The 16,189-nt window shown below is 35.9% G+C and carries 13 protein-coding genes and 1 pseudogene; 13 read left to right on the top strand and 1 reads right to left on the bottom strand.

What is annotated here, in order from left to right; genetic code table 11:
- Window positions 1-16: 16 nt before the first annotated feature.
- The 11 genes and pseudogenes from MKY20_RS24145 to MKY20_RS24095 all read left to right on the top strand — a co-directional run bounded on the left by MKY20_RS24145 (window position 17) and on the right by MKY20_RS24095 (window position 12,298).
- Complete coding sequence (locus MKY20_RS24145) at window positions 17-1,972, top strand: LTA synthase family protein (protein ID WP_009336008.1); 1,956 nt, start codon at window positions 17-19, stop codon at window positions 1,970-1,972.
- A gap of 146 nt (window positions 1,973-2,118) precedes the next feature.
- Window positions 2,119-3,075: a metal ABC transporter substrate-binding protein gene (locus MKY20_RS24140; RefSeq protein WP_009336009.1), complete on the top strand. Its 957-nt coding sequence runs from the start codon at window positions 2,119-2,121 to the stop codon at window positions 3,073-3,075.
- Window positions 3,076-3,744: 669 nt separating this feature from the next.
- On the top strand, window positions 3,745-4,224 hold the full coding sequence (locus MKY20_RS24135) for a YdhK family protein (RefSeq protein WP_232292558.1): 480 nt from the start codon (window positions 3,745-3,747) through the stop codon (window positions 4,222-4,224).
- A gap of 405 nt (window positions 4,225-4,629) precedes the next feature.
- Window positions 4,630-5,256 (top strand): class I SAM-dependent methyltransferase, encoded by a 627-nt coding sequence (locus MKY20_RS24130; protein WP_009336011.1) that lies wholly within the window; start codon window positions 4,630-4,632, stop codon window positions 5,254-5,256.
- Window positions 5,257-5,303: 47 nt separating this feature from the next.
- Window positions 5,304-5,504 (top strand): hypothetical protein, encoded by a 201-nt coding sequence (locus tag MKY20_RS24125; RefSeq protein ID WP_009336012.1) that lies wholly within the window; start codon window positions 5,304-5,306, stop codon window positions 5,502-5,504.
- A 281-nt stretch (window positions 5,505-5,785) separates the two neighbouring features.
- Window positions 5,786-6,112 carry a four-helix bundle copper-binding protein gene (locus tag MKY20_RS24120; protein WP_034297800.1) on the top strand — a complete coding sequence of 109 codons (327 nt, stop codon included), beginning with the start codon at window positions 5,786-5,788 and terminating at the stop codon, window positions 6,110-6,112.
- Window positions 6,113-6,401: 289 nt separating this feature from the next.
- Window positions 6,402-7,556: a stage II sporulation protein P gene (gene spoIIP / locus MKY20_RS24115; RefSeq protein WP_009336014.1), complete on the top strand. Its 1,155-nt coding sequence runs from the start codon at window positions 6,402-6,404 to the stop codon at window positions 7,554-7,556.
- Window positions 7,557-7,884: 328 nt separating this feature from the next.
- The gene (locus tag MKY20_RS24110) at window positions 7,885-8,619 is read left to right on the top strand and encodes an urease accessory protein UreH domain-containing protein (RefSeq protein ID WP_009336015.1); all 735 of its coding nucleotides are present in this window, start codon (window positions 7,885-7,887) and stop codon (window positions 8,617-8,619) included.
- Window positions 8,620-8,658: 39 nt separating this feature from the next.
- Window positions 8,659-8,861 (top strand): annotated as a pseudogene (locus tag MKY20_RS24105) (asparagine synthase (glutamine-hydrolyzing)); the annotation flags it as partial.
- A 56-nt stretch (window positions 8,862-8,917) separates the two neighbouring features.
- Window positions 8,918-9,862: a F510_1955 family glycosylhydrolase gene (locus MKY20_RS24100; protein ID WP_009336016.1), complete on the top strand. Its 945-nt coding sequence runs from the start codon at window positions 8,918-8,920 to the stop codon at window positions 9,860-9,862.
- 279 nt (window positions 9,863-10,141) lie between these two features.
- Window positions 10,142-12,298, top strand: coding sequence for a heavy metal translocating P-type ATPase (locus MKY20_RS24095; protein WP_009336017.1), 2,157 nt, complete (start codon window positions 10,142-10,144; stop codon window positions 12,296-12,298).
- A 156-nt stretch (window positions 12,299-12,454) separates the two neighbouring features.
- Here MKY20_RS24095 and MKY20_RS24090 read toward each other — a convergent pair whose 3' ends face one another.
- Window positions 12,455-13,381 carry a plastocyanin/azurin family copper-binding protein gene (locus MKY20_RS24090; RefSeq protein WP_034297802.1) on the bottom strand — a complete coding sequence of 309 codons (927 nt, stop codon included), beginning with the start codon at window positions 13,379-13,381 and terminating at the stop codon, window positions 12,455-12,457.
- A gap of 185 nt (window positions 13,382-13,566) precedes the next feature.
- On the opposite strand from MKY20_RS24090, the gene MKY20_RS24085 reads away from it, so the two are divergent.
- Complete coding sequence (locus MKY20_RS24085; RefSeq protein ID WP_009336019.1) at window positions 13,567-14,316, top strand: PIG-L deacetylase family protein; 750 nt, start codon at window positions 13,567-13,569, stop codon at window positions 14,314-14,316.
- Between the two features lie 31 nt (window positions 14,317-14,347).
- A complete protein-coding gene (locus MKY20_RS24080) occupies window positions 14,348-16,144 on the top strand; it encodes an ABC transporter substrate-binding protein (protein WP_284522414.1) in 1,797 nt (598 codons plus the stop codon).
- Window positions 16,145-16,189 lie beyond the last annotated feature (45 nt).

Below are 16,189 nucleotides of genomic sequence, written 5' to 3'. Positions count from 1 at the left end.
TGATTGGGGTGTTAACATGCTTGGTATTAATCTTTTTAAATCACTTTTAAACAAAAAACTTGGCCTTTTTTATATTGTAGTAATATTCTTTTGGATAAAAACTTATTTAATTTACAAAACCGAATTTAATTTAGGGGTCAGCAATGCTATGCAGCAGTTTTTATTATTGCTCAACCCAATAAGTTCTGCCCTTTTATTTTTAGGAATTGCCTTATTCTTTATAGGGAGAAAACAGCATTGGGTGCTGCTGGCCATGAATTTTATTTTAACATTCTTCTTATATGCTAATGTTGCTTATTATCGCTTCTTTAACGATTTTATTACTGTTCCAGTTCTTTTCCAGACACAGAATTTTGGGAAAGTTGGAGGGAGTGCCGCAGCGCTTCTAGAGCCAACTGACATCCTGTATTTCTTTGATACTTTATTGTTACTTGCTTTAATTCTTTCAAAGAGACTGAAAATGCCGGGTCGATTACCGAGAAGAACTTTAAGTAAGGTATTTTTATCGGGATTATTGCTACTTGGAGTAAATGTTGGGCTTGCTGAAGCTGATAGGCCTCAATTGTTAACTAGAAGCTTTGATAGAAATTATCTTGTAAAGTATCTTGGTGCATATAATTTTGCTATATATGATATTATCCAAAACACAAGGTCTTCAGCCCAAAGAGTTATGGCTGACAGCAGTGATATTACAACAGTTGAAAATTACACATCATCCAAACATGCAAAGCCTAATCCCGATTATTTTGGTACAGCCAAAGGAATGAATGTCATTTACATTTCGTTGGAATCGTTTCAGAATTTTCTTATCGGATATAAACTACATGGAGAAGAGGTCACTCCTTTCTTAAACTCATTAGCAAAAGATCCGAACGCAATCTATTTTCCGAATTTTTTTCACCAGACAGCACAGGGCAAAACGTCTGATGCCGAATTCCTAATGGAAAATTCATTATATCCCCTTCCTCAAGGATCTGTCTTTACGACTAAAGCACAAAATACGTACCAGGGATTACCCGCTATCTTAAAAGATAAAGGCTATTATTCTGCCGTTTTTCATGGGAATAACAAATCATTTTGGAATAGGGAAGAAATGTATAAGTCATTGGGATACGATATGTTTTATGACTCAACTTATTATAATATGAAAGAAGAAAATGTTATAAACTATGGGCTGGAAGACAAGCCATTTTTTAAAGAGACTATCCCTTATTTACAATCGATTCCTCAGCCATTTTATGCCAAGTTAATTACGCTGTCTAATCATTTTCCCTATCCGATTGACGAAGAAGATCAGTCGATTGAGCCTGCAGAAACAGGAGACGAGACAGTTGATGGCTATTTCCAGACTGCACGATATTTAGATGAAGCTCTAAAGCAGTTTTTTGAAGATTTAAAGCTTACTGGTCTTGATAAAAATACCATGGTAGTGATGTACGGAGATCATTATGGAATTTCTGAAAACCGCAAAAAGCCAATGTCAAAAGTTATGAACAGAGAGATAAATGATTTTGAGCAAGCTCAATTGCAGAGAGTGCCGCTTTTCATATACGCACCAAGCCTGAAGGGATTTGTTAATGAAACTTATAGTGGTGAAGTTGATGTGCGCCCAACAGTCTTAAACCTTCTTGGTATTGACACTTCACATCAGGTAGCCTTTGGAACAGACTTGTTATCAAAAGAAAGAGATCAGATTGTCGCGTTTAGAAATGGCGACTATATTACCGATAAGGTAACTTCAGTAAAAGGTAAAATCTATGATAACGAAACAGGACAAATTGTTGAGAACATTACACCATATCAAAAATACTCAGAAATTGTTAAAAATGAACTTGAGTTATCCGATAAGGTGGTATATGGGGACTTGCTGCGTTTCCACAAACTTAGCGGAATTCAGACAACGGATAAATCAAAATTGGACTATTCAAAAGCTGAGCATTTCAATGAAGACTGGGTTGAGCAGCAGAAATAGGTTTATGGGGGGATTGCCCCCCTTTTAATTTTCATACTTTCTGCATATTTTAGAAGTTATATTGCCTAATTAATAAAATTTTTATAATATATAAATCGTAATGGTTACTGTTTAATTCTAGAGGAGGTAACACTTTGTATAAATTAATGTGGCCAATACTGTTTGCTATTGGCATTTTGGTCCTTGGGGGATGCAGTCAAGCAACTCAAGAGGAAAAGAACACTCAAGCTGATGATGAGAAATTAAAAATTTACACGACAATCTTTCCGCTTCAGAATTTTTCAGAAAAAATTGGAGGGGAATTTGTAGAAGTAGAAAATATCGTTCCAACAGGATCTGATGCTCATTCCTTTGAACCTACAACTAAAACTATGATCAAAATCGCTGAGGGGGATGCTTTTATCTATTTAGGAACAGGAATCGAAGGGTTTGCCGATGCAGTCATTAGTGCCGTTAAAAATGAAGATACTGCCATTGTAAAAGCATCCGAAGGAACTCCTCTAATTGGAGCTCAGAAATCTCCCGAAGATGAACATGAAGTAGAAAATGATGAGGCTCATGCTGGTGAAGAGGGAGAGGTTGATCCTCATGTTTGGCTTGATCCAGGCAGATCGGTACAGCTTGCTGAAAATATAAAGAATGCATTAATTAAAATTGATCCTAGCCAGCAAGATTATTTTGAAAAGAATTTTCAGGCTCTCAAAGCTGATTTAGAAACTGTAGACTCTAACTTTGAAAGCATGGTCAACGAGTCAAAAAATAAAACCTTCATCGTTGCCCACTCTGCCTATGGATATTGGGAAGATGCCTATGGTTTAAAGCAAATTGGAATTAGCGGCCTTTCTCCTAGTGCTGAACCATCTCAAAAACAGCTTGAAGAAATCATTAAAACAGCTGAAAATGCAGAATTAGATTATATCCTTTTCGAGCAAAATGTCGAAAATCGGGTTGCTGAGGTCATAAAAAGAGAACTCGGAGCAGAAACTCTGACTCTTCACAATTTAGAATCATTAACTGAGGAAGATATTCAAAACAATGAAGACTATATAAGCTTAATGAATAAAAATATAGAAACCTTAAAACAAGCACTGAATAATACATGAAGTAAAACAAACCCGTTTGAAAAAGGGTTCCCTATTTAGTTCCATTCGTATCATAAAACATAAAATATAATCAATTAAAAGCCTAAATCCGATAAAGATTTAGGCTTTTTCATTCTTTATTAATAGTTTTGGGTATTAGAATATAAAAACACTGAGTAAATAAATATTAACATTGCGGCTTATTTTTTATAATTTCGGCTTTGAAAATTTTGATGTTTTAATAACCCTTTTGGAGGTATATACTCATGTGAAATATTTTAAAGGAGGAAGAAAATGACCAACAAAATTTTAAAAATTTCAGGGTTAGGTTTGGCATCGCTCGGACTCGTTTTTTTAACTGGGGAAATCTCTGCAGATGCCCACAATGCGGGAGCCAAATTACAAACCAGTGCTCAAGTTAAAGAGGAATCGAAAGTTGAGAAACATTTAGAAAAGTTGGAAGGAAAAGTGAATGAGCTTAACCTTAAAATAGGGGGAATAGAAGAATCCCTTGCTGAACCCCCCTTAACTGCTGAAGAGGTAGAAAGATACAAGGAATATAAAGAAAAAATAAGCGATTTCCTTAATCGTTTAAACGCTGCGGAAAACCATTTAGAGGCCTTAACTCACAATCCATACAAACAAAGAGCATCCACAGAAGAGATAAAAGTACTTATTAATGAGGTACGAATTAATGCTTTAGAGGTCAATGAAACAATAGAAGCTCATTTTGCTGAGACTATGTCAAGTTTAGGTGAAGTCCCAAATGGACTGCAAGAAGCTGAGAATCCTTTTTTTGAAATCGGAAGTCAGGCTATAATTCAAGCAGATCATATGCCCGGTATGAAAGGTGCTTTAGCAACCATTGCAGGAGCATATAAAACAACTGCTTACTCTGTTACGTACTATCCTACAACAGGAGGAGACCCAGTAAAAGATCATAAATGGGTCATCCATGAAGAAATAGAAAACGCCGGGGAACAACCTTTTAAACCTGGTACGGAAGTTACTCTTAACGCGGATCATATGAAAGGTATGGACGGAGCAACCGCGGTCATCGAATCATCGGTAGAAACTACAGTCTATATGCTTGACTTCACTACTACTACCGGGGAAAAAGTAGATAATCACAAATGGATCATTGAAGAAGAACTTACCCCTGAATATTAACTAAATATTAAAAACCTTAGAAAGCCGAATATATACAAGCCTATTTATCTTGTATATATTCGGCTTTTATTATAGTTAGTAGTGCAGAAGCAGTAATAGAGTTCTTAAAAACCATTAACTACAGGATGTGTGCTGTAATTTTGCAAAAGAGAACCAAACAGATTTACTTTTAAATGTTTTTAGTAATCAAAGAAAATATCTTCCTTTGTTTTCTGCGAAGAAATGGAACTTTCAATTTTGTTGAATTTAAAGCAATATCCTCTACCTTTACACCATTGTTATATGGCTTTATTTTACTAACTCAGATACCCCTATACAATTTTCTGCTACAAAAGGACCTTCATATCCATAAAAAATTCATATTTGTCTGAGAAACTATTCTCAAAAACGATTGGTGGGAAAGAAGTGGATATTTCAAAAAGTGAAGTAGTCATACAAAGGTATAACAGAATTTCTCTTTTTTATGACTGGATGGATAAGATGATTAAGGATGAATGGAGAAGGAGCCTTTTGGCCGATGTAAGTGGAGATGTACTGGAAGCAGGAATCGGGACAGGAATAAATCTTAAATATTATTCTAAAGATATTACTTCCTTAACTGGAGTGGATTTTAGTGAAGGAATGCTCAATTATGCAAGAAAAAAGAAGGAAAAATTAAATGTGGACTACAAGGTAAATCTGATAAATGCTGATGTTCAAGCTCTTCCATTCCCTGATAATACATTTGATGCAATAGTCTCAACATGTGTGTTTTGCTCAGTTCCTGATCCAGTCAAGGGATTGAAGGAATTGAATAGAGTATGTAAGCCAGGTGGGAAAATTTTTATGATTGAGCATATGAGGAGTAGCAACCCTGTTGCAGGAGTAGTTATGGATATGCTTAATCCACTAACGGTCAGGCTGTGGGGAGCGAATATCAACCGGAATACATTAAATAATGTAGATTTGTCTGGACTAATACTCATAGATAATATTCCATTAATGGGTACAGTCGTCCGAAAACTAATTTTAAGGCCCAAGAAAATAGTATAAACATTTCCGTTTGTTGGACAAACATTAGAAAAAAAGGAGATGTTGAAATGGTTATTCAATCCAATATGTCACCAAAAGCAATTGTTGAAGTGTGGGCAGAAACAGCGTTAGTCTTTAACAAATACAATATTCCTCTTACAGATCACCCCTTGGAAACATTAGTAGAAATGGAGTACTTATCTTGTCTCCTTCAAAAATTAAATTCTTTTGTTGGGAGTTCGGCTGCTACCTGTGTAGAGGGTGGCTGACAAATCCCATCAAAATTGGAGTAGTTTACTCCTTTGAACCTATTTTGTAATGGGTAATTTGATTTTTGATAAGATAAAAAGACTGTGAACCGTTAGAAGTAATTGGAGGAAGTGGTTGGATACTTTTCTCCGTATTACTCTGGCCACAATCACCCAATAGTAAATCAATGTCTTTTTTGTGGTGAGCTAACTAGAAATATGCATTTTTTATGCAGTTTAATTGCGCAATGCAAGGGTAACCTATCTTATGTATTGGAAAAAAACACAGAAAGGATGATTCTATGTATAGCCAGACCTACGAGCAATGTATTCAGGCTTGCCTTGAATGTATGGAAGCATGTAATGTATGTTATGATGCATGTTTACGTGAAGAAGACATAAAAATGATGGCAGACTGTATTCGAATGGATCGAGATTGCGCAGATATTTGTGCTTTTGCTGCAAAATCTATGCAATCCAACAGTCCCTTTGTAAAACAAATATGCCAATTATGTGCGGACATTTGCGAGGCATGCGGAAACGAATGCAAGAAACATCACCATGAACACTGTCAAAACTGTGCAGAGGCCTGCTTTAAATGTGCAGAAGCTTGCCGTCAAATGTTATAATTTAGCAAAAAAACAGACACCTTGGTGTCTGTTTTTTTTTGCCCATCAATAATTTAAATAGTTAATCATTCTCAATATAAAAAAATTTTTGAAGATACATCCGATTTTTCTAAAAGTGTACTACAAGGAACATTTAACTGCATATCTCTGTAGGAAATAAGAGAGTCTAAAACTGCAAGAAAATAGTGCTATATAAGTATTAATAGAGTTTAATAGAGAATCTATTCTATTATCAATTTTTTATCATATATTAAAGTACCAAGGAGAAATACTAGAACGGAGGGAACAAATGAAAGATAGGAATCATACTTCCATGTTTTTTATACGAGTTCATTGGATTTATCTTGCTCTTTTTTTATTCATTTTTAGTATTGTATTTTTTATAAACTATCTTGATTTAAAAGAAAGATTAAATTCTTCAATAGTTTCAGCGACTAGTGAAAAGGTGCATGCTAATTTTTTTCTAAGCCTAATGTCAACTGAAATTGGCCCGCTTAAATCAACTATTAAGGAAGATGAAACGCCATCCATCTCCCGTGCTGCATTTCTCACTTTCACAAATATTTGGCCGGAAGACATTCGGACTTTTCTCGGTAGGGAAATTCCTGGTTTTTCCATATTCAACACCGAAATTGCCATTGCAGGACTTGGAACAGACCTCACTACTTTGCCAATAGAATCTGCCCCTCCATTAGAGATGCTTTTGAAAGAGAAAGAACTGACAGAGAAGGACCAGTCTAATCCAAAAATTTCACAAGAAAAGGGAACTTCTCCTGTCCCTAATACCGGTAAAGATGTGGCATTTATTTATCATTCGCATAGCTGGGAAGCCTTTTTGCCATCACTGCCTGGAAAGAAAACGGCAGATGAAGCTGTAAGTTTAAATGAAAGTAAAAACATAATAGCGGTGGGCAAAAAGCTGAAAGACGAACTAATGAAGCGAGGGATAGGAGCAAGCCATAGTACATCGAATGTTACAGAAGTATTGAAAAAGAAAAATTGGAATTATAATTATTCCTACGCTCTCTCAAGAGAAACAGTAATAGAGGCAATAGCCCAAAAATCTTCAATTAGCTATCTTATTGATATTCACAGAGACTCCCAGCCAAAGAAACTTACAACGACAATGATAAAAGGGGAGCCATTTGCAAGATTATTTTTTATCGTTGGAAAGGAAAATAAAAACTATGAAAGGAATCTTGCACTAGCTAAGGAATTGAATAAAAAGCTAGAAGAAGAATTTCCTGGAATTAGCAGAGGTGTTTTTATAAAAACAAAAGATGATGGGAATGGGGTATATAACCAAGACCTTTCTAGCCAATCAATGCTCCTTGAGTTCGGAGGAGTAGAAAATAATAACACGGAATTAGATAATTCTATTGAGGCGTTTGCGAAGGTCTTCAGTGAATATTACTGGGATGCTGAGGAAGTAAACGGAAATTGATAACTAGAAATCGTCACTATTTAGGATTTTATTTACAGTTCTTCTCAAAGAAACTGCAATCTCCGTATATTTTAGATGCAAGGAGTTGCCCTACAGAATAAAGAAAGAAGCTGATTTTAGAGCATTGAAAAAATGTTCCAAAATCAGCTTTTCTAATGTTTGGAGAGTCAATTGCTAGATAACTTATTCTGCGAAATATATTAAATATGTCAATCCTTCATAAAATCTTCATAATTAAATGGTATCAATGAAAAAGGAGCTATCTTTAACAGTGAACCTAAACTTTTTTTACAGATTAATGAATGATAACAAGGCAGGGGAATTAAATATGTATGAATTTTTCAGTACAATAAGCAACTTCTTTAGTCAACCTCTAATTAATATAGGTTTGAACACCAAGGACATTCCCATAATTTCTGCTTTTATTTTAGGCCTTGTCGGCGCATTGGCTCCATGTCAATTTACTGGGAATCTGGGCGCGATTACACTATATGGAAATAAGTCTTTCCAAAAGAATATTGCCTGGAAAGAAGTTTTGTTCTTCACGCTTGGGAAAATTGCTGTATTTTCCTTTTTTGGATTATTAGTGTGGATCTTCGGAAGTGAAATAAAGACTTCTTTGACAGTTTACTTTCCTTGGATAAGAAGAATTATTGGTCCTATGTTTATATTGGTAGGTTTATTTTTACTTGGATTTATTAAATTAAGTAAAACAATCTCCTTAGGGGGGATTTTTCAAAAGTTCCAAAAGGAAGGAAGCTTAGGCGCATTCTTTATGGGAGTAAGTTTTAGCCTTGGTTTTTGTCCAACCATGTTTGTATTATTTTTCATCACACTGATGCCAATGGCTATCTCTGTAAATTATGGGATGATACTCCCTCCTATCTTTGCAATAGGGACTTCTTTGCCTTTGATTATTGCTGTATTTCTTATATGGTATCTAGAGCTGGGAGGTAAGTTAATGAAAAAGGGGCGAAGAATGGGGGCTATTGTGCAAAAAGCAACAGGCATCATTATGCTGATAATTGGAGTATTCGATACTATTACTTACTGGAGTTTTTAATAGAGAGCTTCTTATGTGATATGTGCAAATGAATTATATGATTCAGGTTATTATTTTGATGGACCTATCCAATTCGGCTTCCAACGTTTGAGTATTATAGATATTGAAAGTTAACATCAGCCGCTTACATACGAAAATGAGCGTTATTGGATTAGTTTTAATGGAGAAATTTATAACGACGTAGAAAAGAACATCTTAATGCTGGTTTAAGCTTTGAAACAAGCTCCGATACAGAGTATTTATAGGAAAATTAGTATTAATTTAAACGATTAAGTTATAAGATCAGGAGGAAAAAAAGGTGTCTAATCGAAAGAAACTAAACAAGCTGCGACAGTTTGGCATAGGATGGATTTTTCTGATTGTAATGGGGTTTTTTATTTTCCTTATTTTTATTCCTAATAACGGAGTTAATAAAATTAAATTTCCTGACTTACATGGTCTTAGCTACTCAGAGGATGGTGGAAAATTAGTTGCTGCAGTCCATGATGGCTTAAAAGTATATTCTGACAGTTCATGGTCGGTACCAGATATACCGAAAAATGATTATATGGGGTATTCACCTGTTAAGAATGGATTTTATAGCAGCGGACACCCAGCTCCAGGTTCCAACCTTAAAAACCCCTTAGGAATTGTTAAAAGCAAGGATAATGGGGAAACGGTGGAAATCGTTGATTTTCAGGGGGAGGCAGATTTCCATGCATTATCCGTAGGGTATGAAACAGAAGAGATCTATGTTTTTGCAGCTGAACCTAATTCAAAAATGAAAGAACAAGGATTTTATTACTCCTCTGATCAAGGAGAAACTTGGAATTTAATGAATATGCAGGGGGTATCCGGCTCTCCTCTCACGATGGCAGCACACCCTTCAAAGAATGGAACATTAGCTATTGGCACAGATCAAGGGCTCTATCTCTCTGAAAACTACGGGAATACGTTTGACAAGATATTAGCAGAAATCAGTGTGAGTGCTACTGTATTTGCAGGTAATGACACAATAATTGCCGGTACTAATAATGGGAACAATGAAATTACAGAAGTTAATATTAATAATAATAAATCAACTAATTACAGTATGCCTAAAAATTCAGAAGGGAATATTACCTTTATTGCTGTAAATAATAAAAACAAAAAAGAACTTTCGTTTGCTACAGATCAACTCAATATATATACAACCACTGATTCAGGGGAAACATGGGATAAAATTGTCGAAGAAGGTGCTGGTAAGAACACCGGGAAAAATTAGAGCTTACTATTCCGAATCAATATCTATAAGGTAGTCAATTAATTGCATGAGTCGCTAAACTGAAATAACAAAAATGCTCAGAGATTTTGCTCTGTGCATTTTTTATAGGCTTTTATTAACTGAAAAATCAATTCACCGATCATGCTCTTTTCCTGCCTTGTTTGTTTCGGCATACCTATATAGGGTATACAAGTATTAATTAAGCAGCGTGTCTTGTAAAGCTGTATCAATATCTCTCAGTTCAGAAAAAATAAATTAAAAACCATTTAGTATGAAAGGATGTTAATAATGGCTAGAGATCACCAAACCACTAAGGAACCTGGGAATCACACTAGCAATAACCACAAAGGCCATCATAATAATAATCATGATGACCATATGATCCATCAAAATCTTGAACATCACGATCATGAAATGAAAGGAAAATCTATTGAGAAAGAACATCTTCATCATCAAGATAGTAATGGGGATCATAATCATAGAGACGGCCATGGATCGCATCATGGCCATATGGTAGAAGATTTCAAGAAACGATTTTATATATCACTCCTCTTTTCCTTACCAGTCTTTTTTCTTTCTCACATGATACAAGAACTTCTTGGTTTTAAGTTTACATTTCCATATGATTCGCTTGTACTTTTTTTACTTTCATCCTTTGTATTTTTCTATGGTGGATATCCGTTTTTAAAAGGTGCAATTGATGAAATGAAACAAAGAGCACCAGGAATGATGACCCTTATTGCTTTAGCAATAGTTGTCGCTTATGTATATAGCACATTGACTGTATTTGGTTTAGAGGGAATGGATTATTATTGGGAGCTAGTCACGTTAATAGACATAATGTTGATTGGACATTGGATTGAAATGAAATCTGTGATGGGGGCTTCAAACGCTTTGGAACAGCTTGTTAAATTAATGCCATCCGAGGCACATAAAATCATAGATGATGGTACTCAAGAAGTATCCGTTTCAGATCTATTACCTGGTGATAAAGTGCTGGTCAAGCCAGGTGAAAGGATACCTGTAGATGGTATTATTAATAAAGGGAACTCTACTGTTGATGAATCAATGTTAACAGGGGAATCACTGCCTGTTGAAAAATCAACAGACGATGAAGTGACAGGCGGTTCTGTTAACGGGGATGGCGCATTAACAATAGAGGTCAAAAATATTGGTGAAGAAAGTTATCTTTCACAAGTTGTTAAGATGGTTAAGGAAGCCCAAGAATCGAAGTCTAAAACACAAGATCTCTCTAATCGAGCTGCTAAATGGTTGTTTTATATTGCTCTAATTGCAGGGATACTAACTTTAATCGGTTGGCTTATTACTGGTTTTACATTTAACTATGCCTTAGAACGAATGGTAACAGTCATGATCATTGCTTGTCCTCATGCACTTGGATTAGCGGTACCGTTAGTGATTGCGAATTCTACTGCTATTTCTGCAAAAAAAGGATTGCTAATCCGAAATCGAACACAGTTTGAGGAGGCCAGGAGAATTAATACTGTTGTCTTTGATAAGACTGGTACCCTGACAAAGGGTGAGTTTGGTATTACAGATATAATTCTTTCAAATAAGTATGACGAGAATACGGTTTTGAAAGTGGTCGCTTCATTAGAGTCACAATCCGAACATCCGATTGCAAGAGGGATATTAAACAGTGTAAAAGATAAAGAATTAACAATCTCAGAGCCTGATGAATTCGAATATATGCAAGGAAAAGGGATTAAAGGGCGAGTAGATGGAAAAGAAGTATTGGCAGTTAGTCCAGGCTATATGAAGACTCAAAAAATACCTTATCCTGAAGAAAAATACAAGAAACTATCCTCAGATGGTAAAACGGTAATATTCGCCATTATCGATGGGGAATTTGCTGGTATGTTAGCACTTGCTGATCAAATCAGGGAAAGTGCCATGAAAGCAATAATAGAGCTAAAGGAAATGAATATAGAATCAATTATGCTGACAGGGGATAATAACCAGGTAGCGAATTATGTAGGAAATGAAATTGGAGTAGATAAAGTATATGCTGAAGTTTTGCCCCATGAAAAAGCCAGTAAAATAAATGAAATTAGACAGGGAAATAAAAAAGTCGCAATGACAGGAGATGGAGTTAATGATGCACCAGCATTAGCAAATGCAGATCTAGGAATTGCTATAGGAGCAGGTACGGATGTTGCAATCGAGACAGCAGATGTAATCCTGGTTAATAGTAATCCAAAAGATGTGGTTGAAATTATTAATTTGTCTAGAAAGACATATAGAAAAATGATACAAAACCTTTGGTGGGGGGCAGGATATAATATTATAGCCATCCCTTTAGCCTCAGGAATGCTTTATAAGTTAGGTTTTGTATTAAGTCCTGCGGTCGGCGCAGTACTAATGTCTCTTAGTACAATTATAGTTGCCATAAACGCTAAGTTATTAAGGGCATAGTAATTGGGGAATACCCAAATCAATCTTTATCATTAGAAGATTCAATGGTAAGATTGCAAAGTTTTGGCCATTCCATAGAATTATTCCACCATTCTATTTTAAGTTCCTATACAACAAAGAAGCCATCCCTGTAAAAATACTGAGGGATGGCCCTTTTTAATTGACTGTAATAGTGCCTATCATGCCATTTTCTTTATGTCCAGGAATAGTACAATAAAACTCAAACACTCCGGACTCAAGAGGTGTAAAATTCAGAGCCGCTTCACTCTTTCCTGATGCATGCAGGTGGAAGTCAGCTTGATCGGTGCCATGATTAGCGTGTTTGTTGCTATCCGATTTCTTAACAGCTATTTGCTTTATTTCAATGTCATGGTCCACGCTGTCTAGATTATTTAGTGTTAGAGCGGTTTCTTGACCCTTTGTTAGGGTTATTTCTGAAGGGGTATAGGAAAATTTTGATGGATAAACAGTTAAAACGAACTCTTTGGTATTCGAGGTATTTTTAATATCGTGCTCACTATGATTCTGCGCTGTATCAGACGAATTAAAGAAGGAAATTGCTTTGCTTTTATCAAGCTGGTTTCCGAAATATAAAAAAGAAAAAAGAAGAATAAAAGTTAAAACTGGTTTTAGGAACCATTTTTTATCGTTAATGGAAGTCTCTGATGAGAAAATATTATACAGCAATAATGAACTCGCTGTAAGTGTGAGTAAGATATTAAGTAAGGTAAATGCTTGGTTCTGAGATACCATTTCACCAAGCATGGCGCCCATCATTCCTCCCATTAAACCAGACATAAATCCTTCTAAAGAGGGAAGGATGCCAAACGCTATTCCGCACGCCAACCCCGCAAATGCCCCAATTCCTGCTGAAACAAGCGTAGAAATAAACAAATTCCCTTGATAAACAGCTCCAAATAAAACCCCAGCTGTTAGACCCAAATTCATTCCCATTACCATTGCAACAACCATAGCTTGCATTTTAGTTAATTGCTCCCTGAATTTTATCGATAGCAAGAAGGCTGCAATTCCCGAAACAGCTATTGTTGTCAAAACAAATAACTGATATGCTCCCAAAATCATCAACTCCTTTTTATTTGCTAAATGATATGTAAACGGTAGACAGGCCATACCAAAAAATCTATGAATATCAAAAATAAATAAATTTTCTAAAAATTCTATATTTACAAAATAGGAATTCAGTATTATTATTGTTTTTAATACCCGATACGATAGAGGGGTACTGTACATTAGGAGGAGGAAATAGTATGTCAAAGGGCAAAAGAATCTTATTTCTTGGTGTTTATGGAATGGAAGTAGTCGAATGTGGGGGAGCGTTAGCTAAAAATGTTTTAAATGGAGGGGAGTCTTATGCAAGTATTATGCTTTGCAGAGAAACAAGTCAGCCTCAAGTAAAAAGTGCAGCTGAGGTATTGGGGGTTAGGATTTCTTTCTTGAATTTTGAATATGGCACAGTAGATTTAAGCAAGGAATCAAAGATTAAGCTGATTAAATTAATACGAGAAATTAAACCCGACATCCTCATCACCCAAGATCCGGAGCACTCTTTCCATGATTTAGATCCCGACCGCAGACCTGCCATGACCCTTTTGCTAGAATCAATTGCACTTGCAAGCAGAGACTATGCCTTAGATGAAACACCCGGTTTGTCCCCACACCCCATCCCGACCATCTACTACATGACGCCACATCATCCAAATACAGTCGTTGATATTTCTCAAGTTTGGGAGAAAAAAGAAAAGGCAATGGATATGCTTGAAAGCCAAATGGAGTTTAGCGGTATGCATTTTGATGAAATTCTTGATACCAAGACAGTTGAATTATTATCACCCGGTTATTCCAAATTAAACAGCCTTCAAGAAAAAGGAAGAGCCATGCATAGAGTGTTGGACAAAGCTATTCATGTTTATCATGGCCTGGCAACTCACGGACATTTCGCTCTGGCTGAAGCATACAGAAGAGAAGGGAACTTTCACTTACAGGAGCTAATCAAATAAAAATCTAGATCGCTAAATAGGGGGAGTGAAAATGAAGAGATCATTTTTTAGTGTTGGATTAATAATTTTATTACTCTTATCAAATTTCAATCCTGTACGGGCGGAAGAGAAAGTGCAATCATTGAAAGTTGGCATTACAAAGGATGAGAATGGATTAAACCCTTATACATATGTAACAGGGTACCCAGGGTTAGATCTGGTCAATTTACTTTATGATACTCTATTTAATTTGGATGAAGAAAATCAGCCGGTACCTTGGCTCGTAAAGGATTACAAAGTTAGCGAAGATGGGCTAACCTATGAACTAACTCTGCATGATAATGTTAAGTGGCACGACGGCAAACCTCTTACGGCTGATGATGTTAAATTCACGATGGAATATTTCATAAAATACCCGAAATCCAGATTTACAAATCCATTAAAAACAATTAAGTCAATAGAGGTAAGCGGAGCAACTGGTATCACATTAAATTTATCACAGGCTGACCCCAACTTTATTATTCAGCCTCTAGCAGATTTGCCAATTTTACCACAGCATATCTGGTCTGAAGTAAGTACTCCCGATGATGAAACCAATGCACTCGGAAGCGGACCTTATATTCTGGAAGAACACAAATCTGGTCAGTACTACAAAATGAAATCCAACAATGATTACTTCAAAGGTGCCCCGCCAATCAACGAATTAATATTTCCGATCATTGAAGATACAACTGCTATGTATAATGCACTTCAGGCAGGTGAGCTTGATGCTATCTCATCAAGTATTTCACCTGAACTTGTGGAACAATTTAGTTCAAATCCTGCTTTGAAAGTAGTAAGAGGGCCAGGATATAGTACCAGCTTATTTCAAATTAATGCAGAGAAATATCCAATGACCGAAACAGCATTTCGTCAAGCCATAGATTATGCTATTGATAAAGAAAATTTAGTAAATACAGTACTGCTTGGTTACGCAGAAGTCGGTAGTCCCGGATTTATCCACCCATCCTCAGCGTATTTCAATTCAAATTTAAAACCTGTTTATGATAAGGAAAAAGCACAACAGATATTAGAAGATGCTGGTTTTATTGATAAGGATGGCGATGGATTTAGAGAAGACCAGAAAGGCAATAACATCGACCTAACCAATTTGGTATACTCGGGCAATCCGATTCGAATCAGAACGGCTGAATTAATTTCAGAAGCGTTAAATGAAATTGGAATCAAAAATTCTGTAAAAGCAATGGATTCAACTACAGTTGACTCATTAATGTGGCCTGATTTTGATGTCAGTAAAGGAAGGGATTACGATCTTGGGGTCTGGAGCTGGTCCAACACAATGCAGCTATTCCCAGATCGAATGAATGACCTATTTCATTCCGATCCCGCTATTGGGACAGTCAATATCGGGGGATACAAGAACCCTGAATTTGACCAACTTGGTGAAAAACTTAAACAGACATACGATGAAACCGAACGACTCAGTCTAATCAAGGACATGCAAGCATTCGTAGCGGAAGATGCCCCATTTATTACACTATATTATCAAGAAATTGTAGGTGCTTTTAATCCTGCAAAATACGATCAGTATGTCTTCCAGGTAGGTAAGGGAATTATCAACAAACTTTCTTTTGTTTCAAGCGAAAAATCCGAATTATCTGACAGCGGGAAGGCAAACAGCGATACAGCTGCTTCAACAGATAGCAAAACAGCAAGTGCTAGTACAGAGAAAGAAGGGAATAATACTTCATTAATTGTATTTGGCGTAATTCTATTAGTGGCCGTTGTTGGGTTTGTCCTTTTAAGAAGAAAGAAAAAAGATAAGGGGAAAGATGATTTTGATTTTTAATTAAAAATAGTTTCCCGTAAAAGCATTTTCTTTTACGGGAAATCT

Origin of the sequence: Cytobacillus sp. FSL W8-0315 (assembly GCF_038002905.1) — a bacterium.
Taxonomy (GTDB): domain Bacteria; phylum Bacillota; class Bacilli; order Bacillales; family Cytobacillaceae; genus Cytobacillus; species Cytobacillus pseudoceanisediminis.
The sequence above is the reverse complement of the archived record's forward strand: the minus strand, read 5'-3'. Positions and strand labels throughout refer to the sequence as shown.